Raw genomic sequence first — 22,696 nt, 5'->3', positions numbered from 1 at the left:
ATGAAAAACTGTACTATAATTATTTGAGTGAATACACTAACTGTTATATAAGAAAAAATCAATAATACCAACATGTTTATAGTGCAAACCACTGAAACAGCTGCCTATAACAATTGAAAAAAGCAGGAGAGAAATCTCCTGCTTTTAATCGACGATGATGTCTGCAATCATTGGACCATTATGATCTCTGTCTCCATGTACTTCACAAATCAAACGATACGTACCTTCTTTATCAATTTGAAGCGGTACCATTGTTTCTTCCCCTTTTTTAACGGTACCTTTAATGTCTGTACCTTCAATATAAAATGGGTGCTCCTCACCGTTAATACCACTAATGTATAGGTTTACCTTTTCACCAGCATCAACATTAATTGTTCCTGGATCCCACCGGTATACTTCTATTTCCTTTCCGTCTTTTGTAGTACTGTTATATTCTACTGTGACCATATGAATTTCTCTTACATCTTCATTTGCTGTTTGATTGAACACAGCAGTATCCCCAGCCTTTAACATAAACCAAGCAGAAATCGTTACGAGTAAGAACGCTGTTACCAAAATAAAAACAAGTGTATCTTTCTTTAATACTAAAAATTTCATTATTAACCCCCCAATAATTTGTCCTATTTCATGTTTATGCAGAGAAGGGAGGTAAACTTGTCTCTTTTTTATAATTTTTTTCTATTGCTCGTACATATACTTTAGAGAAATGATAATTTCTTTGATTTTCCAGTTGAAAAGTTTATAGTTTAAAATAGGTCTGAAAGTACAGGTGGTAAGTTATCGGTATGAAAAAAGGAAAAATATTTACAGTAGTGAAATTTCTCTTTCCATTACTCTTATTAGTGTTTGCACTACTTGAATTGAAAAAGTTTATCGGGAATTTAGACCTTGGATTACTTCAAACTGAAATTATACAACTACGGTCTGGTACTTTAATCCTTATTTTTTTTGTAATGTTTGCTGCTGTGTTACCCATGCTTCTCTATGATGTAATGCTAATGAAAATTCTAGGTGTAAAGGCAAGGAAAAAAGATGTCCTGGAACAAGCATTAATTGTGAATACCTACTCAAACTTATTTGGTTTTGGCGGTTTAATTGGGGCGATGTTAAGAACCTACTTTTATCATCAGTTTGAAAAGGATAAGCGAAGGTTAGTAGGCGGTATTGCTGCTGTTTCTTTTTTTTATATGACTGGAATGTCTTTACTTGCTATAATAGTAGCTTTGAGTTTCAGTGAACATCCCATTTTTGTGGAAACAAAATGGTTATTCTTTGCCATTCTGGGTATATCATTATACTTACCATTATTTTTTGGAATTCATATAGTTAAAAATAAAAGGGACAAGCAGTCGTTAATCACCGTTGGATCAGGAGTAAAACTTTTCTTTATTTCACTATTAGAGTGGACCTCAGTTTTTTGTGGTATTTGGTTTTTATCTTGGATTATGAATATTCCTGTTACCTTTGAACAGCTTTTTCCTGTTTATGTTGTGGCGGCTTGTGCAGGTATTATTAGTATGATACCAGGTGGACTTGGTTCATTTGATATCGTTTTTATTTGGGGAATGCAGGACTTAAATGTTCCGGAAGAAAAAGTTCTTGTTATCCTATTATTCTACCGAATTGGATATTATTTAATCCCATTTTTACTCAGTTCTCTTCTTTTTATTAAACGGTATTGGGTGAAATGGAACAAGTCATGGAGTAATATTCCTAATACAATTCTCCAAAATGTTAGTCATGTTATGGTTACAATACTCGTTTTTCTCTCAGGCTTAATCCTGCTATTATCCGCAAGTGTTCCAGGCATAATGGATAGACTTAGAATAGCTCAGGAAATTCTTTCTTTTCCAATCATTAATATTTCTCATCAGCTTTCTGTAGCTGCAGGCTTTCTCTTGCTTGGGTTATCTCGAGGGATAGAATACAGCGTAAAAAGAACTTACGATTTGACCATGCTTGTGTTAATTCTTGCTGCCAATTTTTCTATCTTTAAAGGAATTGATTATGAAGAAGCTATTTTCCTTATTACGGTTGCAATATTACTAAGGACGTCAAGAGGACAATTTTATCGGGAAAGTTATGTCCTAACGTGGGGGAAAACCACAGTTGATATCCTGATTATTACGGTTATCATTTCAATGTATTTGGTAATTGGCTATTCTAATCTGCCATCCAGTAAAATTACCATTCCGTCACAATTATTACCTTATGTCATTGAAGATTCATCGGACCTATTCAGCTCTGCGATGATCGGTTTGCTCATTGCATTACTCATCCTTTATGCAGGATACGTAATAAGCAAACCGAAAAAGTGGAAATTTGAACGTTCTATTGGTCAAGAAGAGGAGATAGTAGAACATTTAAATACCTATTATGGAAAGAGTTTGTCCCATTTACAATTACTCCATGATCAATATATATTTTGGAACAGCAAGAAGAATGTCTTAATATCTTTTCAACAGTATGCAGATAAATTAGTAATTCTTGGGGATCCGATAGGTGATAAAGACGAATTATCAAATGCGATTGAGGAGTTTCAGGAACAAGCAGACCGATATGGATATACCCCGGTCTTCTATCAAGTCAGTGATGAAATGCTTCCATATCTCCATGGAAACGGGTATACCTTTTTTAAATTAGGTGGGAGAGTATCGAAATATGCATTTGTAAGTGAAAAAATTGCAGCGCAAATTTATCTGCATGGAATCGAGCTAAATCAATTTCAGGGATTAAGAAAATTCAAAGAAAAGCATACAAACAACTGGGAGTCGAAGTACTTAGGTTATAGAAGGAAATCAACGTTTTCTTTACCATTAACAATGACCCAAATTACATTATTAATTTCAAAGCGCAAAAGGTAGGACACGGCTCGGCTATGGCTGAGCCATTTTTTATTACGATTATTTCAAAATCACTTTAATGTCTTTTCATTTAATTAACAATTGTTCTATAAATATTTACATTCAATAATAATTTGATAAAATCAGGTGGTAAATATAAAAGTAAGGATGTTGTAAATTGTCAAGGTTTGTATCATTATTAATGTTATTATTTCTTATCTTATCAAACCAAGCAAATAGCCGCGCTGCAGAAAAGACCTTAGATATTAAAAGTGAAGCTGCAGTGTTAGTAGATTCAGAAACCGGTGCCATTCTATATAATAAAAATAGTGATGAAAGATTATTCCCTGCTAGTTTGACGAAAATTGCAACAGCCATCTATGCAATTGAAAATGGGAACATTGATGATATTGTCACAGTAAGTCCTAGAGCGGTAAAGGAAGAGGGAACAAGAGTTTATTTAGTTGAAGGTGAAAGGGTACCTTTAAAAAAGCTAATCCAAGGTATGCTGATTAACTCAGGGAATGACGCTGCTGTAGCAATCGCTGAGCATATAGACGGAAGTGTAGAAAAGTTTGCAGTAAATATAAATAAGTATTTAACGAAGGAAATCGGGGTAAGTAATACTAATTTTACAAATCCAAATGGATTGTATAATGAAAATCATTATACAACAGCTAAAGATTTAGCCTTAATAACTAATTATGCAATAAAGAATCCAGTGTTCACAGAGATATTCGGAACTAAAGAGCTGCCTTGGAGTGGAGAGTCCTGGGAAACGACACTCCTGACGCACCATAGACTTTTAAAAGGTGAGATTCCTATTGAAGGAATTACTGGTGGAAAAACTGGGTTTGTAAATGAATCAAAACATACCTTAGCAACAACTGCGGAAAATGAACATATAAAGCTGACTGCCATTGTTTTAAAAGGGGATAGAAGCAAGGATACGTATCAGGATACAAAAAAACTGATTGAATATGGTTTAAACAGCTTTCAACATCGCATTATTAAACAAGACGAGTCATTTAAAATGAAAGAAAAAGAGTATTATGCTAAAAGTGATATTGTTATTACGGAGCATGTCAATGGTTCAAAAGAAAGTATTACTGAACAAGGTATACTCGAGGTAGTAAACGATGGAGAAGTCATTCAATCTATGCAACTTGAAGTAAAAGAACCTGAACGAGTAAAAGTAAAAGTAAAAGAGGAAAAGCTGTTAACTAGTGAGCAGAGCAGTATAAATATTATTTATGGAATTATCGTTTTTGCATTTGCAGGACTTTTTCTGGGCGTTAGAAAAAGATTGGTGAAAAGACAATAACGTAAAAGCCATGGAGAGATATACTCTTCATGGCTTTTTTTGAATTACATTCGAAAGTAGCAGCATGAGAAAGGAAATGAGTACCATTGATAGAACGAAGGACCAAGCTAAACGCATGTTTCCGGATTCCATCGCAACATAAATCGCTGTTGGAGCTGTTTGTGTTTTTCCCGGGATATTCCCAGCAAACATTAATGTTGCTCCAAATTCACCCAGAGCTCGTGCAAAGCTCATAATCAGACCGGAAATTATTGCGGGAAGTGTCAATGGCAGGGATACCAATAAAAACACCTTTCCTCTGCTTCCGCCATCCACTTTGGCGGCATCTTCAATATCTTTATCGACCGATTGAAAGCCTAATTTAACAGATTGGTACATAAGTGGAAATGCAACAGTGGTTGAAGCGATAATCGCAGCCCAGGGTGTAAACATGATGGAATGTTGGAAAAATCCCTCGATTAATGCACCGATTGGACTGTTTCTTCCAAAAAAGTATATCAGTAAAAATCCTATCACCGTTGGTGGTAAAACGATTGGCAGCATAAGGAAGGTTTCAAGCAGCATCTTTCCTTTAAATTTCTTGTTATATAATAGTCTCGCAAAAAAAATACCAAAAAAGCTAACAATAATGACGGAAATAAATGCAACTTCTAGAGAGAATCTAAGGGGCTGCCAAAATTCATATGCAAACATAATCATCAATCCAATACTATAAAGCCATATTTTTCAAAAATTGTTTTTGAGGTATTACTTTGTAAATAGTCGAGAAATAGCTCAGCTTCTTTTTTATGGGGTGTAGATTTTATTATGCCTGCAGGATATATAATCGAATCATGAGTCTGATCACCTGCAACTGCCACAATATTAACTTTATCTGATACTTTTACATCTGTCATATAAACAATTCCTGCGTCAACATTACCTGTTTCAACATAAGTTAGAATTTGGCGGACATCCTTTGTTTGAATGACAATGGGTTGAATTTGTTCCCAAATACCAGTATGTTTGAGTGTTTGTTTGGCATATTTACCTGCTGGAACAGACTCTGGTATACCGATTGCAATTTTTTTCACCTGATTATCCGTCAAATCAGAAAATCCATTAAGTTGTGCAGGATTTTCTTTGTTCGTGATTAATACAAGCTGGTTACCTAATAAATCAAACTGCTTTTGTGCATCGATTAAACCTTCTTGTATTAATTCGGTAAATTGGTCATGTGATGCAGATAGGAAGATATCAACAGGTGCTCCTTGGAGAATTTGTTGTTTTAAAGCTCCGGAGCCGCCTATATTGTACAAAATTTTTATGTTTTTATTTTCTTTCTCGAAATCCTCTTTTATTTCTATTAGGGATTCATTGAGACTAGCAGCGGCAGAAATCGTTATTTCCACTGGTTTTGATTGTTGTGATTCTTCGGGCGAACATGACGTTAAGCCAACTAGCAGTAGTATGACAAAAACGACAAGAAAAGGATTCTTCATGCATTATTTCCTTTCAAATTCTACAAGGTTTCTTCTAACATTATAACGAAAGAATATACTTCCTTAAAGCTTGAATAAGAAAAAAACTGCCGGGGCGGCAGTTTTAAGTATTTTCCATAATTGTCCTATGTTGTTTGAACCTATTGAAATCTGCTTTCTACCTTTTGGCAAACTTCTTCTGCGCTCATCCCATTTGCTTCAATAACCGAACCTTTTGTATAGGTATCCTGCATTCCCATAACATTTGAATCTAAACCTGTTACAACACAGCAATCGCAATTTTGTGCATCTGATTCCTGTCTGAGTTGAACTACATCATGTCCTTTTTCCCTTAATGCTTCTAGAACATCTGTTAGTGATTCTTCTACTCCAATTCTTGCCATACAAAACACCTCCTCCTGTAAATTATCATGCCAAAGTTCCCCATAATTATTCTGTATAAGTCACGATAATCTTCAAAAACTAAAAGAGGAGGTGTAACCATGGGAAAGCGAAAAAAGGATCCATCCACCATTGGCCTGGCGTCACCGCAAGTTGAAGGCCAAGGAACAACAACAACAGAAACAGGAACAAGAGAAGCTTCATCATCGCGCAGGAAAACTAAGAGGGGTTAATAAAGGGAAAAAAGCGGGCACATAGGGTGCCCGCTTTTACTTATTAATTATTGCTATACATCTCTGCCACTTGTTTTTGAACATCACTATTTTCAAGATACTCATCGTATGTCATTTGCTTATCAACTAATCCATTTGGAGTTAATTCGAAAATCCGGTTTGCAATCGTTTGGATAAACTGGTGGTCATGTGAAGAAAAGAGAAGAGACCCTTTAAAGTTTATCAAACCATTGTTTAATGCGGTAATGGATTCCAAATCAAGATGGTTTGTTGGCTCATCAAGAAGTAAAACATTTGCTCCATTTAACATCATCTTAGAGAGCATGCAACGAACTTTTTCTCCTCCAGAAAGGACGCTTGCTTTCTTAAGCACTTCTTCACCAGAAAATAGCATTCTGCCTAAAAATCCTCTTAAGAAGCTTTCGCTTTCATCTTTTGGAGAGAACTGACGAAGCCAATCAACCAGATTCAATTCGCTGTTTTCAAAAAACTCGGAGTTATCCTTAGGGAAATAGGCTTGAGAAGTGGTAATACCCCATTTAAAGGTTCCACTGTCAGCTTCCATTTCACCCATTAATATTTTGAAAAGAGTTGTTTTCGCAACTTCGTTCGGTCCAACAAGAGCAATTTTATCACCTTTGTTCATAAAAAAGCTTACGTTATTTAGTACTTTTACGCCGTCAATTGTTTTTGTTAATCCTTCAACCATTAATAAATCATTACCAATTTCTCGTTCCGGAGTAAACCCTACGAACGGATAGCGGCGGGAGGATGGTCGAATGTCGTCTAGCGTAATTTTATCTAATAACTTCTTACGAGAAGTTGCCTGCTTTGACTTAGAAGCATTCGCACTAAATCGAGCAATAAAAGCCTGTAGCTCTTTAATTTTCTCTTCCTTCTTTTTGTTGGCATCAGAAGTCAATCTTGTAGCCAATTGACTAGACTCATACCAGAAATCATAGTTACCTACATAAACTTGAATTTTACCGAAGTCTAAATCAGCGATATGAGTACAAACTTTATTTAAGAAATGACGGTCATGGGATACGACAATGACTGTATTTTCAAAGTTTATCAAGAACTCTTCTAACCATTGAATGGCCTTAATATCTAAGTGGTTCGTCGGCTCATCCAGAAGAAGTACGTCAGGTCTGCCAAAAAGTGCCTGCGCTAAAAGAACCTTTACCTTTTCAGAACCTGTTACTTCAGCCATTTTTTTATAATGTAAGTCTTCACCGATTCCAAGTCCTTTTAAAAGAATCGCTGCTTCTGGCTCTGCTTCCCAGCCATTTAGTTCTGCAAATTCACCTTCAAGCTCGGCTGCTTTCATTCCATCTTCATCTGTGAAGTTTTCCTTCATATAGATAGCGTCTTTTTCTTGCATTACTTGGTAAAGTCTTGCGTGACCCATAATTACAGTCTTTAATACTTCTTGTTCCTCGTATTCAAAGTGGTTCTGTTTTAATACAGCCATTCGTTCGTTTGGACCAAGTTGAATTGTTCCGGTTTGAGATTCGATTTCTCCGGAAAGGATTTTTAAAAATGTTGACTTTCCAGCGCCATTTGCACCAATTAAACCATAGCAATTTCCAGGCGTAAATTTAATGTTTACATCTTCAAATAACTTACGGTCACCATATCTTAAACTAACGTTACTTACAGTTATCATTTTATAATTATCCTCCAACAGCAAAATATCTACTAATTATACCATTAAATTGGATGAAGAGCGAATTCTTTGTTGAATGAGAGGATTTATTAGAAGAAATTTAAATATATTGCAGAAAATTTTTCTGATTTTTTTTCGTCGTTTTCACACTTTATTCATATTTTTGTTGTAGAATTATTGTAATGAAGTACTGAAGGAATAAAGTAGGTGAGAAGTATGTCGAAAAAGCAACTTACTGAACTCGTTAACAAGTTAAAACAGGCCGGAATAAAAGCAAGCTTAACCAAACCAAAGTCCAACTACCTATTATCTCTACAGCAAATAAAAAAGTTTCCTTCATCCGTGAATTAAATAGGTATTAAAAAGCGATTAATCCAAGGGACTAACCGCTTTTTTTATGCTCTTATTCAATTTCATCCATAATCTCTTTATAGACTTCTTGTTTATCAAAATCTTCTCCCATTGGGAACTTAGAAATGAATTTATTATTTTCATCGATTAAATAGGTAAACGATGTATGAACAAATTGACCGTTACCAGGGTCTTTATATTGAAACTGGAGTGATTCTGCCACTTCTCTAATCTTTTTTTGGTCAGCTTTGATATTTTCTTGATCGCCAGTGAGGAAAATCCAATTATCGGAATTTGGAATTTCAAAAGCATTCATGTATTGTTGTATCACTTCAGGTGTGTCCCGGTAAGGATCGATAGTAATGGTAAGAAATTCAATTTCTTTACCGAAGACATTGCTTTTTTCTAAATCACCCTGTAATTGCACCATCTTTTGTGTAGTGGTGGGGCAAATATCTGGACAATTAGTGTAAATAAATTCGACAAGTTTAAGTTTTTTATCGTCACCAAAACTATAAGATTCACCATTCTGATTAATTAAGCTAATATTAGCAGGTACTTTGGAACTTGCATCCCGAATAAGAAAAAAAGAGATTCCAGCTGTAATCAATAGAAACACTGCTAAACTACATATTAGATAGATTTTTTTCATGACTTCTCCCTCCTATCTTAAAGATAAAGAAGTTTTTTGTAAAAAGATGTGGATATTTCGTGAACAAATCATTTTGACAATTTTAATGGATTATTATATTCTTATAAATAATTAATATTTTCAAAATAAGGGAGTATGTTGTATGTTAGGTGTCGTTCTTAACTAATCCATCAATTGGATATTTTTCATTCCATTTTTGCCTTGTTCAATTTTCCGAATGAATATAGGCCTATTTGAGTACGTTTTGGAATGAAGTTAAGAACAATGGGCATGCCAAGCATACAGTTTTCTCCATGCTGCTGTGTACATTCTAAGTAGACAGTTTTTTTGTGGATAAAATTTGTATACAAAAACGAGAAAATACTCGTTTTATTTAGCGTAGCCGCAATGACATTGTTCATTGCGGCTATTTTTATTTTATTTTGGAGGGAAAAACATTGAATACACATACATTTAAGGTTTTGCAAGTACAGGAAATAAAAGAGAAAATAGCGGAATTTGCTTTAACAAATGAAGGAAAAGAAAAAATCTATCACCTTGTACCTTCTACACATTTGAAACAAATTGAAGCATGGCTGGATGAAGTTTCGGAGGGAGTCGAAATACTCAAGAAAAGCTCGAGTGTACCTGTCCATGGTTTGGGAGGTATGGAACAAATTTTATCTAAATTAAACAAAGGTACTGTACTGCGTCCCGACCAATTATCCAAGCTTTATGATTTCTTAGATTGTTGTGGAAAAATGCGCAGATTCATGAAGGACAAAGAATATTATGCACCAAGAGTAACCTCATATGTGGAAGTGATTGAGGAATTGCCGGAGCTTGCGGGTGAAATTATTCGCTGTATTCGAAATGGAAGGGTAGATGATTATGCATCAAAAGAGTTATTAAAAATAAGAAAACAGATTGCCATTCATGAAGAGCGCCTTAAAGAAAAAACGATGCAGTTGATTCGATCCAACAAATATAAAACGTACCTGCAAGAGAATGTTGTCAGTCAAAGAGATGGAAGATATGTTATTCCTATTAAGAAGGAATACCGAAATAAAATTAAAGGGGCTGTTTTAGATACCTCTGCTTCAGGTTCAACATTATTTATTGAACCTGATGAAATTGCTCTATATCAAGAACAATTAACGTGGCTGTTTGCAGATGAAGATGTCGAAGTCCAAAAGGTTTTGTCTTATTTAACGGGATTAGTAGAAGTGAAAGAGCAGCAAATTAAATTAGCTATCGAAACGATGGTCCATTATGACTTTTTGTTTGCGAAGGCGAAATATAGCCGGTCTATTAATGGTGTCAAGGTTAGGGTTAACGATGAGCAGGAACTAAAGTTAATTCAGGCAAGGCACCCTCTCCTCGGTGATAAAGCCGTTCCGTTATCATTAGAAATGAAAGATGGCCAAAGTGCACTCGTGATAACTGGTCCAAATACTGGTGGAAAAACAGTAAGTATTAAAACTGTAGGTTTGTTGACTCTCATGGTACAGTGCGGTCTTCATATCTCTGCTTCAGAAGAAAGTAATCTTAGTATCTTTCAGCGTATCCTAGTGGATATTGGTGATGGTCAAAGTATTACAGAAAATTTAAGTACGTTTAGCTCGCGGATAGTAAATATTATTGAAATCCTTAAGGATACAAATGACCAGACTTTAGTACTTCTCGATGAACTTGGATCAGGAACAGATCCAGGGGAAGGAATGGGTCTTGCGACTGCGATTTTAGAGCAGCTGTTTAATAAAGGAGCGATGCTTTTAGCTACGACCCACTATAGTGAAATAAAAGAGTTTGCTGAAGGACATCCAGGATTTATTAATGGATCAATGGAATTTGATATCGAGACTCTTAGTCCGACGTACCGTCTTAATATAGGAAGAGGAGGGGAAAGTCAGGCATTTGCGATTGCTTTAAAACTTGGGATTCATCCGAAAATTATTGAGAGAGCACATCAAGTAACATATAAAGCAATCAAAAATTATGCCAATATGGAAACTGATATCTGGAAACAGAAGGAATTAGAAAAACAGGTAATTGTAAATAAATACAAAAATAGAAAAAAGACCGTTATACCGGAGGAGAAGATTCCTGAATTCATTCAAGGGGACAATGTAAATATTTCACCAACTAATGAGCTCGGGATTGTGTATAGCGGTCCTGATCAACGAGGAAATTATGTGGTCCAGGTGAAAGGTGAAAAATTATCCGTAAACCACAAAAGAATAAAGCTTTATATCGCAGCTAAAGAACTTTATCCGGATGATTATGATTTTGATATTATCTTTCAATCAAAAGAGAATAGGAAGAAAAGTAAAATACTTTCAAAAAAGCATGATGATGAAATAATCATTGATTATACGGATATATAGAAAACAGCCTTCCTATTTGGAAGGCTGCCTATTATTTGAGTATTTTTCAGCGAGCAGCTGTTTCACTTGGTTATAACTTAAGCCTGACTGGCTATTTAATCTTTTTACCTCTTCGATATCCGTTCCGACCACAGTTACTTTTTTTCCGTTAGTTTTCATTTAAATTATTCCTTCCTTATATTGTTTAGGGTAAAAGATTGTTTTTGAGCAATGAAAAGGACATTTTTGGTACATACTATAAAAAAAGGAGGCGGTTCCCATTTTTTATGGTAAAAGGGCTAAGGATGAAGAAATTGAAGTAATTATGCTTGAAACCGAAATCTATTCTTGCATGGACAATGCCTGTATTGGCTGGATGAGAAAGGAATTTGTGACAGACGATTTGCTTTGTCCAATGTGTGGAAATGAAATGGCTACAGAAATAAGAGAGCTTCCGAAAATATAATGAAGAAAGTATTCAAAAAGACTGTCAATAAAAGACAGTCTTTTATTCTTCGCCAAAATTAAAGAAATGTCCCTCGTATGCTCTTTGAGCAGATTCAGAGGTAGGGAAAAGAGCGTCATCGTCTTCAATCACATGAAAGGTTTCGTTTAGGAATAAGGCAAGTGCATTTGGATCCTTGGGATGGGTGACTATTTCAGCAGCTCGAATATTAGCAACAGTTGGTACATGCGGATTACGATAGATTACAAACACTTCGTCTCCTGGCTTAGCACTCGCAATATCAACAATATCCATATCCATTTACCTTCCTCTTTTACAGATTTTCATTTTGTTGACGAATTTCATCACCAGCCAACATGATCGTTGCATCCTCAATATCCTTATGTTCGTCTACAGAATCACCTGGAACATATTTTTGAGAAGGATAGATTCCCCCTTGAATGGATGTTTGCTTCTTTTTGGATGAAGTAGTTTCTTTTGCCACACAAACACCTCCTTTACTAAGCTTTTGCTAACTGAAATGTGTTTATTCCTTCCTTATTTTGAATACAAAAAAACTCCCCATTCTCTGGGGAGCATGCGCATTATATTCTATTCGTTTTTATTAGCTAAACAGCGGTCGCACTCCATTAAGTAGCTTTCTGCTTGTTCCTCCATGTGCTGCCCACATTCTGGACATTCCTTTTTTGGCAGAGTGCGGAAAAATTCAACTGGACTAATTAACATTATAAATACCTCCCCTTTTTCATTACAGTTTATTAACCTTTATTTTGTTGTAGTACAGCTTATTCAAAAAAAATTGTGTTTCCTCTATTCTTCTCTTTTTGATAAACAGCGATCACATTCCATTAAGTAGCTTTCTGCTTGTTCTTCCATGTGCTGCCCGCATTCTGGACATTCCTTTTTTGGCAAAGTGCGGAAAAATTCAACTGGATTCACTAACATATTAAAAATCTCCTCCTTTTTTAATACAGTTTATTTATTATCAACCTGTTGTAGTACAGTATAATCAAAAAAATTAAATTTGTGTAGTCCTTTTTGATAAATAATTTAATTTTTTTGAAAAATGATTCATTTATCCTGTATCAATATTCTGTGTAAGTTTTGTCCAGCTATGTATGTTGTAAATAAATTATTTGGTTAATATAATGTAAATTCGACAATTTTGTGAACAAAAACACTTCCCTCCCGTATTTGTTTCCATTACAATCAGAGTAGAAAGAGAATAGCTCAAAGGGGGAATGCCGTAAATGGACACAGTTTCTAGCGAATTTCATCCATTTTTAATAGTTATTGCCATAGGGTTAACCATCATGGCTTCATATACAAGTTTAGATATGTTTACGTTAATAAAAAATTCAAAGAATAATAAAAGACTTTTATATCTTGGCGGCTCTGTATCGATGGGAGTGGGAATATGGGTCATGAATTTTGTCGGTTTAATTGCTGCTGATATAACTCGTTTTTCTAGTTACCAAATACCCTTGACAATTTTATCCATTCTAATAGGGATTGCTTTTACTGGGATGGCCTTTATACCTTTATTTGGCAAGAAAATTCGTTCCACACATTTGCTTTTTGGAAGTTTATTTTTAACAATAGCTGTTTTTGCCATTCATATAATAAGTATTTATGCGATGAATCTGACGATTGAATATAATGTTCCAATTTTTGTAGTTTCGGGACTATTAATATTTGGGTCTTTTTTATTTTCTTTATGGATTCTTTTTACTTCTAAAACCTACTCAAAAGGAAGTCAGACATGGTTAAAACCAATTAGTGCCCTCATTATTTCAAGTGCGATTGTAGAAGGGCATTTTCTTTTAAAAAGGGCCTCCACGATTATTTCAACCAATAATCCAATGGATGAAATCATTAATGAAGAGACCTTTTTAATCTATTTGGTATTATTTGTAACAGTTTTAATCATAAGCGGGTTAATTGCCTCTAGTACCTTAATTAGTAAGCAGCTAGCTGAAACAGATACGAATCTAAATGATATCAAAGCTGCTTTAGATGCTTCGACAATTGTAGCCATTACAGATCCTACAGGTACGATTGTTTATGTGAATGATAAGTTTGAGGAAATCTCAAAGTATAAAAAGGAAGAAATTATTGGAAAGAACCATCGTATGTTAAATTCAGGATATCACCCTAAAGAGTTTTTTCAGGATTTGTGGAGGACTATTCAAGAGGGGAAGACATGGAGAGGTGAGATTAGAAATAAGGCAAACGATGGTTCCTATTATTGGGTAGATACGACGATTGTCCCTTTCTTAGATAAAAAGGGGAAGCCAATTCAATATATTGCCATTCGTTCTGATATAACCAATCGAAAGAATGCGGAGCAGGCTCTTTTAGAATCGATAAAGGAAACTCAGGATATTACATTCGCGCTTGATCAATCGTCTATCATTGCCATTACAGATGAAAAGGGAAAGATTACAAGTGTAAACGATAAGTTCTGTGAAATATCGAAATATAGCCGGGAGGAATTACTTGGTGAGGATCACAGGATATTAAATTCTGGCTTCCATGAAAAAGAATTCTTCAAAGATCTCTGGAGAACCATTGGTCAAGGAGTAGTATGGAAGGGCGAACTATGTAACAGAGCAAAAGATGGTACACAATATTGGGTTGACACGACAATTGTTCCATTTTTAAATGACAAAGGAAAGCCATATCAATATGTTGCCATACGTACCGACATTTCCGATCGGAAAAGAGCTGAAGAGCATTTAAAGGAATCAATTAAGGATAATACAGACATTCGTTTTGCACTCGACCAATCGACAATTGTTGCCTTTACAGATGCGAAAGGAATTATTACAAGTGTAAATGATAAGTTCTGTGAGATTTCAAAATATAGTCGGGAAGAGATTCTTGGAAAAGACCATGTTATCTTAAACTCAGGGCATCATCCAAAATTATTCTTTAAGGATTTATGGAAAACGATTGGCGAAGGAAAGGTTTGGAAAGGTGAAATAAGAAATAAAGCAAAAGACGGCACCAACTATTGGGTAGATACAACGATTGTCCCTTTCTTAAATGAGAATGGGAAGCCGTATCAATATGTGGCGATTCGCAATGATATTACAGAGCGTAAGAAAACAGAAGAGGTAATCCATCGACAGGATAAGCTTGCAGCCGTTGGTCAATTAGCTGCGGGTGTAGCACATGAAATTCGAAATCCGCTTACATCTATGAAGGGATATGCGGAATTTCTAACATTAGATGAGCAGGATCCTGAGCGCTTGGAATTTATGAATATTATTTTAGATGAAATTGAACGTGTCAATACCATTGTGGAGGACTTCATGGTTTTGGCTAAACCCAAAATGGTGGAATTAGAAGAAAAGAACGTGGTTCCAGTGATAAAAAATGTGGTATCGCTTTTAGAATTTGAAGCAAGGAAGAAGCATGTTAAACTTACGTTTGATTGTCCGCATGCAATTATCCAAATTGATTGTGACGAAAACCGCTTAAAGCAAGTGTTTTTGAACTTTATTAAAAATGGAATAGAAGCAATGCCAAATGGCGGAGAACTGCACGTAAAAACGATGATTCATGATAACAATGTCCAAATTTCTATACAGGACACAGGAGTTGGGATACCAGAAGAAAAATTAAAACAACTCGGTGAACCATTCTATACAACAAAGAAAAATGGAAACGGACTTGGATTAATGGTCAGCTTCAAAATTATTGAAAATCACAAGGGAAAAGTTTTTGTTGAGAGCGAGCCGAATAAAGGAACAACTTTCAATATCCTCTTACCCGCAAAGCCAGCATGATGAAAACGGAAGATACCCTCTTCTGTTTTTTTGTTACCCGAAACTTTTCGAAAAATAGACAATTATTTTTTAAAAAAACAAAGCTACTTTTAGGATAAATAGATTAATATGTTTATATAAGTATAAATGTTTGAATTGGGAGGGGAAAATGTGGGGGAAGCAAATTTTGTTAAAACGATTTGCGGTTATTGCGGTACAGGCTGCGGCTTAGTGTTAGAAGTCAAAGATAATCGAATAATGAAAATACGCGGTGATAAAGATGCACCGGTTAATAAAGGTCAAACCTGTGTGAAAGGTGCCTTTGCTTATGAATACGTTCATTCGAACAATAGATTAATCAATCCTCTTATTCGAAAAGCGGGGCAATTAGTAGAAACAACATGGGATGAGGCATACAAATTTATTGCAGATAAATTATCCTCGATTAGAGATACTTGGGGACCCAATGCAATCTCGATGTTTGCCTGTGCTAGAACAACCAATGAATCTAATTATGTTACACAAAAATTTATGAGGACAGTGATTGGCAGTAATAATATAGATGGATGTAACCGAACTTGACACGCACCAAGTGTTGCCGGTCTGGCAACTGTATTTGGAAGCGGTTTCCCAACGAATACGTTAGAGGATTTTGACAGAGCAGAAGTATTGCTGCTAATGGGATCAAATACCACAGAAGCACATCCGATTATTGCAAACCGAATAAAGAAAGCTATTAAAAACGGACTTAAAGTAATCGTCATTGATCCAAGAAAGATTGACATGGTTAAATTTGCTCACCGTCATTTGCAAATCAAGGTCGGCACAGATATCGCTCTGATTAATGCCTTCCTTCGGGTTATTATAAAGGAAAATCTATACAATGAAGAGTTTATTCAGCAATTTACGATTGATTTTGAGTCATTAGCAAAGCACGTAGAAATGTACACGCCTGAATATGCAGCTTCCATTACAGGTTTGAATGCTGAGGATATTGTAACTACAGCAAGGGAATATGCTAGTTCAAGTGGTTCAATGATAGCTTATACCCTAGGAATCACAGAGCACCATTGTGGTGTTAATAATGTCTTTGATATAGCAAATCTTGCTTTATTGACAGGTAATATCGGTAAAGAGGGAACAGGCATTATGCCATTACGCGGGCAAAACAACGTCCAAGGTGCAGGCGATATGGGGTGCCTGCCAAACCAACTGGCAGGAGCGATGAGTTTAGTCCATGATGAATACCGAGCACGTTATGAGAAAGAATGGAATGTTACGCTAAATCCTCATGTGGGTGACACACAAACAAGAACCTTTGACCGCCTCGAAAATGGTGAATTAAAGGCACTTTATATCATAGGAGAGAACCCATTGCTTGCTGATGTTCATATGAACCATACAAAAAAGCTAATGGAAAAGCTAGATTTGTTAATTGTGCAGGATATATTCCTAACTGAAAGTGCAAAAATGGCAGATGTGGTCCTGCCGGCTTGTTCATGGGGAGAGGTTGACGGAACCTATACCAATACAGACCGAAGGATACAAAGAGTTCGAAAAGCGGTAGAACCAGCTATTAATGTAAAAGAAGATTGGGTAATCCTCTGTGAACTAGCGACAATAATGGGTTATCCAATGAACTATTCAAGCAGTGAAGAAATCTGGAATGAAGTGAGAAGACTCGCTTGGGAAATGTATGGTGGTATTTCTTACGAAAGACTCGAAAAAGAATATAGCATCCATTATCCATGCCCGACGGAGGATCATCCTGGCACGTTTATCATGCATGAGAGATTTCATAATCAGGAGGCTGTTGTGAAAAAATCACCATTCGTACCAGTAGATTTCACAGAGCCATTGGAACTTCCCGATCATGAGTTTCCGTTTACATTAACTACAGGCAGACGTTATGAGTCGTATAACACACATTCGCAAACACGTTACTATGCTCCAGGTGTCAAGGTAAAGCAAACGGAAGAAACGGTGGATATCCATCCCGTTGATGCACAAACTTTGGGGATTACTGACGGTGAATTCGTTCAAGTCCGTTCCCGAAGAGGTGAGTTAACGGTTAAAGCAAAAATTACAGAAATGGTTGTTCCAGGACTTGTCTTCATGAGCTTCCACTGGAGCGAAACACCAACAAATGTTTTAACCCTAAACGAATACGACCCGATATCAGGAACAGCAGAATATAAAGCATGTGCAGTAGCGATATCTCGGATATAAAAAGGAGGCACGGAATTAATTTTCCGTGCTTTTTATATGTCGAAAAGCAAAAACAAGCCGGGGATTACCCGGCTTGTTTGACCATTTGTTTAACAGTTGTTGTTTTTCTTTGATAGTAGAAATAGTTCAGTGCAAAAGCAATAACGTAAAAGCCAATGAAGACATAGAATGCTGTTACGTAAGAACCAGTTGTATCAACGGACCATCCAAAAAGCTTAGGAATTAGGAAGGAACCATAAGCAGCAAATGCTGCTGAAAACCCAATTACTGGCGCTGCTTCTTTTGGAATAAACATGGTTGGGATCATTTGGAAAGTTGACCCAGAGCCAATACCTGAAGCAAGAAATAAAACAAGGAATGAACCTAAGAAACCTGCAAACTGATTAAGATTTAAGAAATAAATAACTCCTAATGCACCGATGGCCATAATCACAAATACATAAGCTGTTACTCTAGCTCCACCGAATTTATCAGCCAGCCAGCCGCCAACAGGTCTTGCTCCAGCTGCAACTAATGCACCAAGGAAGGCAAGTGAAATATATTCAGGGAACTGTGATTTTAATAGAAGCGGGAATGCCGCTGAATATCCAATGAAAGAACCAAATGTTGCGATATAAAGTGCTGTCATAATCCAAGTGTGTTTACGTTTTACAATAACAAATTGATCTGCAACAGATTGTTTAGCACCTGGTACATTATCCATTTTAAAGTAAGCAAGTAATGTCATGATCACAATCGGAATTACCCAAATAAATGCTGCATTTTGTAACCATATTTGTTGGCCATTTGCTAATACTTGACCTTTACCAGCAAATGCGAAAGCACCAGTTGTCACGATTAAAGGTGTAACAAATTGCACAACTGAAACACCCATGTTTCCTAAACCGCCGTTAATTCCTAGAGCTGTACCTTTTTCTTTTTTCGGGAAGAAAAAGCTAATATTTGCTGAAGAGGAAGAAAAGTTACCTCCACCAAGACCACAAAGTGCTGCTAACAATAACATAATTGAAAATGGAGTGTCAGGATTTTGTACTGCGAAGCCAATACCAAGAGCGGGAATGGCTAAGACGGCAGTTGATATGACAGTCCAGTTTTTGCCGCCTATTGAACCGACTGCAAAAGTATATACAAATCGAAGAGTTGCTCCAACAAGTCCTGGGACCGCTGCTAAAGTGAATAATTGTTCATCTGTAAAATTGAAGCCAATATCATTTAGTCTTATTGCAACCACAGACCAAATTTGCCAAACAATAAATGCAAGCATTAAAGAAGGAACGGAAATCCATAGATTTCGTTGTGCGTGTTTTTTTCCTTCTGCTTTCCAAAACTTTTCATCCTCAGGATTCCAATAATTAATTCGTGCCATTTATATCTCTCCCTAAATCCACATTCATTTTTTCTACGTGGAAGTTGTTTGTGTTTTCACTATAAATCAGATAGTAACATGATTTTTGTGACGTACGTCACAAAAATAGTGAAGGAAATGTGAACTCGGGAAGAAAGACAAAAAGTTGTAATAATTTAATCGAGAAAGCTGATTTTTTGAAAAAAAATAGACCTTCCAAAGAAGGTCTTATGGCTATGATTTCTTTTCATCATCGACTTCATGAAACATGCCAACATAATTTTTTGTTTCACCACTGTCATCTCGAATTGCAGTAATCGTTAACCATTCTCGATAGATTTCTTGGTTTTTTCGTTTATTCCAAATGAACCCTTCCCAGTAGCCTGCATTTAACAAACTATCCCACATCTTTTTATAAAAGGCATTATCGTGTTCTCCAGATTGAAGGACACTCGGTGTTTTTCCAATCACTTCATCCAGTGTATATCCCGTAATCTTAGTAAAAGCAGGGTTAACACTTATAATTATTCCATTTTTATCGGTAACCGTTATTCCATCAGTAGCATGGTCGACAATTTTGGCGGAAATTTCTTGCTTTTCACGATAGTAGAGCCAGACTACTAAGATTGAAGCTGCTAATGAAAACTCAGATAGCGACATGAAGCCTATTGCATAGTGTCCAGTCCAATTAAAGAGTATGGTCAAAATAATTGGCGGGAAAAAGCCGCCAAGACCACCCATCGCTGAGACAATACCATTCACGATTCCTGCTTGTTTCGAAAAATATAAAGGTACTAATTTAAAAATAGTACCGTTCCCAAGCCCTGCACAAATAGCCACGAATAAACAGCCAAATGAATAAATAGGCAATGAAGGCGTAAAGGCCAATAGAAAACCGGCGAAAGTAAGTCCAGTAAAAACACCCATCAAAATAAAAAATGGGTTTAATTTATCCCCTAGCCATCCGCCAACTGGCCGCATAAGAGTAGCCAATGCGATAAATCCGGCGGTCCGTAAGCCAGCATCAACCTTATCTAAATCAAAATGATTGACTAAGAAAGAAGGCAAATAGATTGTGAAGGCAACAAACGATCCGAACGTGATGAAATAAAATAAACTTAAAAACCAAAGCTTTTCATTTTTATAAACTTCTTTAATTACATCTGTTAAAGAGTTGTTAACCTTTCTCTCATTTTTATCACCAAAGAGAAAATTTAAGATCGCAAAGACCAAGACAACAACAAGAAATATTTGTATCGTTGTTCTCCAGCCAAATGCATTTGCTAGAACGGGTGAAGCGAACGATGTAAGTGCTGTTCCAATATTTCCGGAACCATAAATTCCATTAATAAATCCATGTTTTTCTTTTGGGTAATATTTAGGCAGGGAGGTAACACCAATAGAAAAAACAGCTCCGCCAATACCGAGCATTAATCCACCCAAAATTAACATGAATAACGAGTTAGCAATACTTAGAATCCCAATCGGAAGCAATAAAATTATAAAACTAATGGTGAAAATGGTTCTAGCACCAAATCGATTTGTCCAAAATCCAATTGGAACTCTTAGTAAAGACCCAAGGATTACCGGTACAGCCGTTGCCAAGGATATTTGCGTTGATGACAGCTTGATATCTGCTTGAATGTAAGGCATGAGTGATGAAATAAGTACCCATACCATAAAACCGGCAACAAGGCTTGTAGTTTGAAGATATAATTGTTTTGCACCTTGAGACATTCCAATCCCCCTTCATTTCCAATATGTGTAGTATTTCCATTAAAGAGCTATACAACCAAAACTTTTGTACAAATTCACTTATTGGTAAATTTTTCTTAGTGTATTATAGAACAATTTTCTAGATATAACTGTGAGGTATAGCACAAATCTACAAGTATAGTAAGATTTTTAAGAAAATGGAAAATATCTCCTCACTCGTGTATTATCATATTAATTTAATATAAATTCAATAAAAAAAATGATGATGATGATAGGGTGGAGGAAGCTTATGAATTTTCAACAATTAGAAACATTTGATCAGCAATATGAGTTGATGAAGGAACTTTCAGAGCGATTTTTGTCAAGAGCTCATCAAGTAGATTTAGAGGGAAGTTTTCCATTTGAGAATATTCAAGATTTAAAAGATAGCGGTTATACCTCATTAACTGTTCCTAAGAAGTATGGGGGAAGAGAAATTTCCTTATATGATATGCTTCGATTTCAAGAGCAAATTGCTGAAGGGGATGGTGCAACAGCGCTATCAATCGGCTGGCATATGGGGATTATCAAAAACCTCTCAGAAAAAAATTCTTGGAATGAAAACATTTTCAAAAAAATCTGTGAAGACGTAAAAAATGGTTCATTAATCAATAGTGCTGCAACAGAGCCAAAAACAGGAAGCCCGACACGTGGAGGAAAACCTGATACCTCAGCCTGTAAAGAGGGGGATAATTGGATAATAAACGGCAGGAAAACCTTTACTACCATGGCCCCCGTATTAGATTATTTTATTGTAAGTGCAACGATAAAAAATACAAATCTAGTAGGAAACTTCCTTATCCCTAGATCTTCAAAAGGAATACTTATTGAAGAGACCTGGGATAGTATTGCATTAAGAGGAACGGGAAGTCATGATTTAGTTCTTCAGAATGTATCCGTACCTAAGGAGTTCTTTGTAGAGCAACTAGGAAATGAGGGTAAGAAACCAAATGGCTGGCTTCTTCATATACCGGCTTGTTATCTTGGGATAGCGAAAGCGGCAAAAAAATATGCGATAGAATTTGCAATAGATTATTCTCCTAATAGTGTGGAAGGTACCATCATTGACTTACCGAACGTACGGCAAAAAATTGGGGAAATGGAATTGAAGTTGATGGAGTCAGAGTATTTCTTACATTCTGTCGCAAAGCAATGGGATGATTTTGACGAGCAGGGCAGGGGGGGAATGGGGCCAATCCTGGGAGCAGCCAAATTAAATGTTACAAATAATGCCATCGCAATAGTGGATTTAGCAATGAGATTAGTTGGAGCAAGAAGCCTATCATTAAAAAATCCTTTGCAGCGATACTATCGTGATGTACGAGCGGGGCTTCACAATCCGCCAATGGATGATATGACCATCCAAATATTAGCAAATCATGCCATCAAACAATTTGATTAATTTTTACTCACCTTGAACACTTTAACTAGTAAGGGGTGAAGAAAATGCCAAGAGGAAAAGAATTAAGCCAGCTTCCTAAATCAGATACCACAATTGATGTAGGAACAAATACAAAAGATTTACTTAAAAAAGGCTTCGACCAACAAATTACACCTCAGCCTAGTAATATAGATAAGGAAAACGAAGATATGATATAGGCGTTAAACTTCCCAATAAAAACTCCTCCACCTTTATTCGAAAGGTGGAGGTATTTTTTAGTCTTCAACAAGTTCCCCTATTTCAACAATCGTTCTTTCTTCAAGAGGACCTCTTAGGTGTACAGTAGCTGTTCTTCCATCCTCGTTTAATTGGTCAATCCAGACAGAAGTTCCATTATATTTAACTTCAATATCTGCAGAAGACGATAGAATTTGTTTAACACGGTTTACATTCATATTTTCACTCCTA

24 protein-coding genes are annotated in these 22,696 nt (G+C 36.0%); 10 read left to right on the top strand and 14 right to left on the bottom strand.

Annotated features, from left to right (window positions below):
* Positions 1 to 144: 144 nt before the first annotated feature.
* Complete coding sequence (locus ACY3XC_RS00665; protein WP_464866877.1) at positions 145 to 597, bottom strand: cupredoxin domain-containing protein; 453 nt, start codon at positions 595 to 597, stop codon at positions 145 to 147.
* Positions 598 to 785: 188 nt separating this feature from the next.
* Between ACY3XC_RS00665 and ACY3XC_RS00660 the strand changes: the two genes are divergently transcribed.
* Together ACY3XC_RS00660 and ACY3XC_RS00655 are read left to right on the top strand one after the other, a co-directional pair.
* Positions 786 to 2,864 carry a phosphatidylglycerol lysyltransferase domain-containing protein gene (locus ACY3XC_RS00660; RefSeq protein ID WP_464866875.1) on the top strand — a complete coding sequence of 693 codons (2,079 nt, stop codon included), beginning with the start codon at positions 786 to 788 and terminating at the stop codon, positions 2,862 to 2,864.
* Positions 2,865 to 3,021: 157 nt separating this feature from the next.
* Positions 3,022 to 4,167, top strand: coding sequence for a D-alanyl-D-alanine carboxypeptidase family protein (locus ACY3XC_RS00655; protein WP_464866873.1), 1,146 nt, complete (start codon positions 3,022 to 3,024; stop codon positions 4,165 to 4,167).
* A 27-nt stretch (positions 4,168 to 4,194) separates the two neighbouring features.
* Here ACY3XC_RS00655 and modB read toward each other — a convergent pair whose 3' ends face one another.
* From modB to ACY3XC_RS00640, 3 genes are all read right to left on the bottom strand, one after another.
* Positions 4,195 to 4,860, bottom strand: a complete 666-nt coding sequence (modB, locus tag ACY3XC_RS00650; protein WP_464866872.1) for a molybdate ABC transporter permease subunit — start codon at positions 4,858 to 4,860, stop codon at positions 4,195 to 4,197.
* A 5-nt stretch (positions 4,861 to 4,865) separates the two neighbouring features.
* The gene (modA, locus tag ACY3XC_RS00645) at positions 4,866 to 5,648 is read right to left on the bottom strand and encodes a molybdate ABC transporter substrate-binding protein (RefSeq protein WP_464866870.1); all 783 of its coding nucleotides are present in this window, start codon (positions 5,646 to 5,648) and stop codon (positions 4,866 to 4,868) included.
* A gap of 140 nt (positions 5,649 to 5,788) precedes the next feature.
* On the bottom strand, positions 5,789 to 6,031 hold the full coding sequence (locus ACY3XC_RS00640) for a YkuS family protein (RefSeq protein ID WP_464866869.1): 243 nt from the start codon (positions 6,029 to 6,031) through the stop codon (positions 5,789 to 5,791).
* 99 nt (positions 6,032 to 6,130) lie between these two features.
* Here ACY3XC_RS00640 and ACY3XC_RS00635 point away from each other — a divergent pair, with 99 nt between their 5' ends.
* Positions 6,131 to 6,262, top strand: coding sequence for a YuzL family protein (locus ACY3XC_RS00635; RefSeq protein WP_179159139.1), 132 nt, complete (start codon positions 6,131 to 6,133; stop codon positions 6,260 to 6,262).
* 43 nt (positions 6,263 to 6,305) lie between these two features.
* Here the strand turns inward: ACY3XC_RS00635 and ACY3XC_RS00630 are convergent, their stop codons facing one another.
* On the bottom strand, positions 6,306 to 7,931 hold the full coding sequence (locus ACY3XC_RS00630; RefSeq protein WP_179159138.1) for an ABC-F family ATP-binding cassette domain-containing protein: 1,626 nt from the start codon (positions 7,929 to 7,931) through the stop codon (positions 6,306 to 6,308).
* A gap of 216 nt (positions 7,932 to 8,147) precedes the next feature.
* Here ACY3XC_RS00630 and ACY3XC_RS00625 point away from each other — a divergent pair, with 216 nt between their 5' ends.
* Positions 8,148 to 8,282 carry a hypothetical protein gene (locus tag ACY3XC_RS00625; protein ID WP_256989117.1) on the top strand — a complete coding sequence of 45 codons (135 nt, stop codon included), beginning with the start codon at positions 8,148 to 8,150 and terminating at the stop codon, positions 8,280 to 8,282.
* Positions 8,283 to 8,334: 52 nt separating this feature from the next.
* Here the strand turns inward: ACY3XC_RS00625 and ACY3XC_RS00620 are convergent, their stop codons facing one another.
* Complete coding sequence (locus ACY3XC_RS00620; RefSeq protein WP_179159137.1) at positions 8,335 to 8,934, bottom strand: SCO family protein; 600 nt, start codon at positions 8,932 to 8,934, stop codon at positions 8,335 to 8,337.
* Between the two features lie 437 nt (positions 8,935 to 9,371).
* Here ACY3XC_RS00620 and ACY3XC_RS00615 point away from each other — a divergent pair, with 437 nt between their 5' ends.
* Positions 9,372 to 11,300: an endonuclease MutS2 gene (locus ACY3XC_RS00615; protein ID WP_464866868.1), complete on the top strand. Its 1,929-nt coding sequence runs from the start codon at positions 9,372 to 9,374 to the stop codon at positions 11,298 to 11,300.
* 12 nt (positions 11,301 to 11,312) lie between these two features.
* On the opposite strand, the gene ACY3XC_RS00610 is transcribed toward ACY3XC_RS00615, so the two are convergent.
* Positions 11,313 to 11,459, bottom strand: a complete 147-nt coding sequence (locus tag ACY3XC_RS00610) for a hypothetical protein (protein WP_179159135.1) — start codon at positions 11,457 to 11,459, stop codon at positions 11,313 to 11,315.
* A 100-nt stretch (positions 11,460 to 11,559) separates the two neighbouring features.
* On the opposite strand from ACY3XC_RS00610, the gene ACY3XC_RS00605 reads away from it, so the two are divergent.
* A complete protein-coding gene (locus tag ACY3XC_RS00605; RefSeq protein WP_179159289.1) occupies positions 11,560 to 11,745 on the top strand; it encodes a cold-inducible protein YdjO-related protein in 186 nt (61 codons plus the stop codon).
* Positions 11,746 to 11,787: 42 nt separating this feature from the next.
* Here the strand turns inward: ACY3XC_RS00605 and ACY3XC_RS00600 are convergent, their stop codons facing one another.
* From ACY3XC_RS00600 to yhfH (ACY3XC_RS00585), 4 genes are all read right to left on the bottom strand, one after another.
* On the bottom strand, positions 11,788 to 12,039 hold the full coding sequence (locus tag ACY3XC_RS00600; RefSeq protein ID WP_464867443.1) for a transcriptional regulator SplA domain-containing protein: 252 nt from the start codon (positions 12,037 to 12,039) through the stop codon (positions 11,788 to 11,790).
* A gap of 19 nt (positions 12,040 to 12,058) precedes the next feature.
* Positions 12,059 to 12,229: a hypothetical protein gene (locus ACY3XC_RS00595; protein WP_179159134.1), complete on the bottom strand. Its 171-nt coding sequence runs from the start codon at positions 12,227 to 12,229 to the stop codon at positions 12,059 to 12,061.
* A gap of 107 nt (positions 12,230 to 12,336) precedes the next feature.
* Positions 12,337 to 12,471, bottom strand: a complete 135-nt coding sequence (gene yhfH, locus ACY3XC_RS00590; RefSeq protein WP_133367049.1) for a protein YhfH — start codon at positions 12,469 to 12,471, stop codon at positions 12,337 to 12,339.
* An 84-nt stretch (positions 12,472 to 12,555) separates the two neighbouring features.
* Positions 12,556 to 12,690: a protein YhfH gene (yhfH, locus tag ACY3XC_RS00585; RefSeq protein ID WP_179159133.1), complete on the bottom strand. Its 135-nt coding sequence runs from the start codon at positions 12,688 to 12,690 to the stop codon at positions 12,556 to 12,558.
* Positions 12,691 to 12,995: 305 nt separating this feature from the next.
* Between yhfH (ACY3XC_RS00585) and ACY3XC_RS00580 the strand changes: the two genes are divergently transcribed.
* Together ACY3XC_RS00580 and fdhF are read left to right on the top strand one after the other, a co-directional pair.
* Entirely contained in the window at positions 12,996 to 15,539 is a 2,544-nt protein-coding gene (locus tag ACY3XC_RS00580) for a PAS domain S-box protein (protein ID WP_464866866.1), read from the top strand.
* Positions 15,540 to 15,665: 126 nt separating this feature from the next.
* Entirely contained in the window at positions 15,666 to 17,747 is a 2,082-nt protein-coding gene (fdhF, locus tag ACY3XC_RS00575) for a formate dehydrogenase subunit alpha (RefSeq protein ID WP_464866864.1), read from the top strand.
* Between the two features lie 64 nt (positions 17,748 to 17,811).
* On the opposite strand, the gene ACY3XC_RS00570 is transcribed toward fdhF, so the two are convergent.
* Both ACY3XC_RS00570 and ACY3XC_RS00565 read right to left on the bottom strand, forming a co-directional pair.
* On the bottom strand, positions 17,812 to 19,113 hold the full coding sequence (locus ACY3XC_RS00570) for an MFS transporter (RefSeq protein ID WP_464866863.1): 1,302 nt from the start codon (positions 19,111 to 19,113) through the stop codon (positions 17,812 to 17,814).
* A 213-nt stretch (positions 19,114 to 19,326) separates the two neighbouring features.
* A complete protein-coding gene (locus ACY3XC_RS00565) occupies positions 19,327 to 20,829 on the bottom strand; it encodes a nitrate/nitrite transporter (RefSeq protein WP_464866861.1) in 1,503 nt (500 codons plus the stop codon).
* Positions 20,830 to 21,097: 268 nt separating this feature from the next.
* On the opposite strand from ACY3XC_RS00565, the gene ACY3XC_RS00560 reads away from it, so the two are divergent.
* Positions 21,098 to 22,249 carry an acyl-CoA dehydrogenase family protein gene (locus ACY3XC_RS00560; RefSeq protein ID WP_464866859.1) on the top strand — a complete coding sequence of 384 codons (1,152 nt, stop codon included), beginning with the start codon at positions 21,098 to 21,100 and terminating at the stop codon, positions 22,247 to 22,249.
* A 44-nt stretch (positions 22,250 to 22,293) separates the two neighbouring features.
* The gene (locus tag ACY3XC_RS00555) at positions 22,294 to 22,446 is read left to right on the top strand and encodes a hypothetical protein (protein ID WP_464866857.1); all 153 of its coding nucleotides are present in this window, start codon (positions 22,294 to 22,296) and stop codon (positions 22,444 to 22,446) included.
* A gap of 57 nt (positions 22,447 to 22,503) precedes the next feature.
* Here ACY3XC_RS00555 and ACY3XC_RS00550 read toward each other — a convergent pair whose 3' ends face one another.
* Positions 22,504 to 22,683 (bottom strand): H-type small acid-soluble spore protein, encoded by a 180-nt coding sequence (locus ACY3XC_RS00550; RefSeq protein WP_095249662.1) that lies wholly within the window; start codon positions 22,681 to 22,683, stop codon positions 22,504 to 22,506.
* Positions 22,684 to 22,696: the final 13 nt, after the last annotated feature.

This window comes from Bacillus sp. CZDM1 (assembly GCF_055502545.1).
Note: the sequence above shows the minus strand (reverse complement) of the source record. Positions and strands in the feature narration are given on the sequence as shown.

Excerpts from the sequence above, each read along its gene's own strand:
- yhfH (WP_133367049.1), bottom strand. The coding sequence starts at position 12,471 with ATGTTAATTAGTCCAGTTGAATTTTTCCGCACTCTGCCAAAAAAGGAA.
- yhfH (WP_179159133.1), bottom strand. The coding sequence starts at position 12,690 with ATGTTAGTGAATCCAGTTGAATTTTTCCGCACTTTGCCAAAAAAGGAA.
- ACY3XC_RS00580 (WP_464866866.1), top strand. The coding sequence starts at position 12,996 with ATGGACACAGTTTCTAGCGAATTTCATCCATTTTTAATAGTTATTGCC.
- ACY3XC_RS00625 (WP_256989117.1), top strand. The coding sequence starts at position 8,148 with ATGTCGAAAAAGCAACTTACTGAACTCGTTAACAAGTTAAAACAGGCC.
- ACY3XC_RS00565 (WP_464866861.1), bottom strand. The coding sequence starts at position 20,829 with ATGTCTCAAGGTGCAAAACAATTATATCTTCAAACTACAAGCCTTGTT.
- modA (WP_464866870.1), bottom strand. The coding sequence starts at position 5,648 with ATGAAGAATCCTTTTCTTGTCGTTTTTGTCATACTACTGCTAGTTGGC.
- ACY3XC_RS00570 (WP_464866863.1), bottom strand. The coding sequence starts at position 19,113 with ATGGCACGAATTAATTATTGGAATCCTGAGGATGAAAAGTTTTGGAAA.
- ACY3XC_RS00635 (WP_179159139.1), top strand. The coding sequence starts at position 6,131 with ATGGGAAAGCGAAAAAAGGATCCATCCACCATTGGCCTGGCGTCACCG.
- ACY3XC_RS00610 (WP_179159135.1), bottom strand. The coding sequence starts at position 11,459 with ATGAAAACTAACGGAAAAAAAGTAACTGTGGTCGGAACGGATATCGAA.
- ACY3XC_RS00630 (WP_179159138.1), bottom strand. The coding sequence starts at position 7,931 with ATGATAACTGTAAGTAACGTTAGTTTAAGATATGGTGACCGTAAGTTA.
- ACY3XC_RS00620 (WP_179159137.1), bottom strand. The coding sequence starts at position 8,934 with ATGAAAAAAATCTATCTAATATGTAGTTTAGCAGTGTTTCTATTGATT.
- ACY3XC_RS00550 (WP_095249662.1), bottom strand. The coding sequence starts at position 22,683 with ATGAATGTAAACCGTGTTAAACAAATTCTATCGTCTTCTGCAGATATT.
- ACY3XC_RS00560 (WP_464866859.1), top strand. The coding sequence starts at position 21,098 with ATGAATTTTCAACAATTAGAAACATTTGATCAGCAATATGAGTTGATG.
- ACY3XC_RS00665 (WP_464866877.1), bottom strand. The coding sequence starts at position 597 with ATGAAATTTTTAGTATTAAAGAAAGATACACTTGTTTTTATTTTGGTA.
- ACY3XC_RS00600 (WP_464867443.1), bottom strand. The coding sequence starts at position 12,039 with ATGGATATTGTTGATATTGCGAGTGCTAAGCCAGGAGACGAAGTGTTT.
- ACY3XC_RS00660 (WP_464866875.1), top strand. The coding sequence starts at position 786 with ATGAAAAAAGGAAAAATATTTACAGTAGTGAAATTTCTCTTTCCATTA.
- modB (WP_464866872.1), bottom strand. The coding sequence starts at position 4,860 with ATGTTTGCATATGAATTTTGGCAGCCCCTTAGATTCTCTCTAGAAGTT.
- ACY3XC_RS00640 (WP_464866869.1), bottom strand. The coding sequence starts at position 6,031 with ATGGCAAGAATTGGAGTAGAAGAATCACTAACAGATGTTCTAGAAGCA.
- ACY3XC_RS00555 (WP_464866857.1), top strand. The coding sequence starts at position 22,294 with ATGCCAAGAGGAAAAGAATTAAGCCAGCTTCCTAAATCAGATACCACA.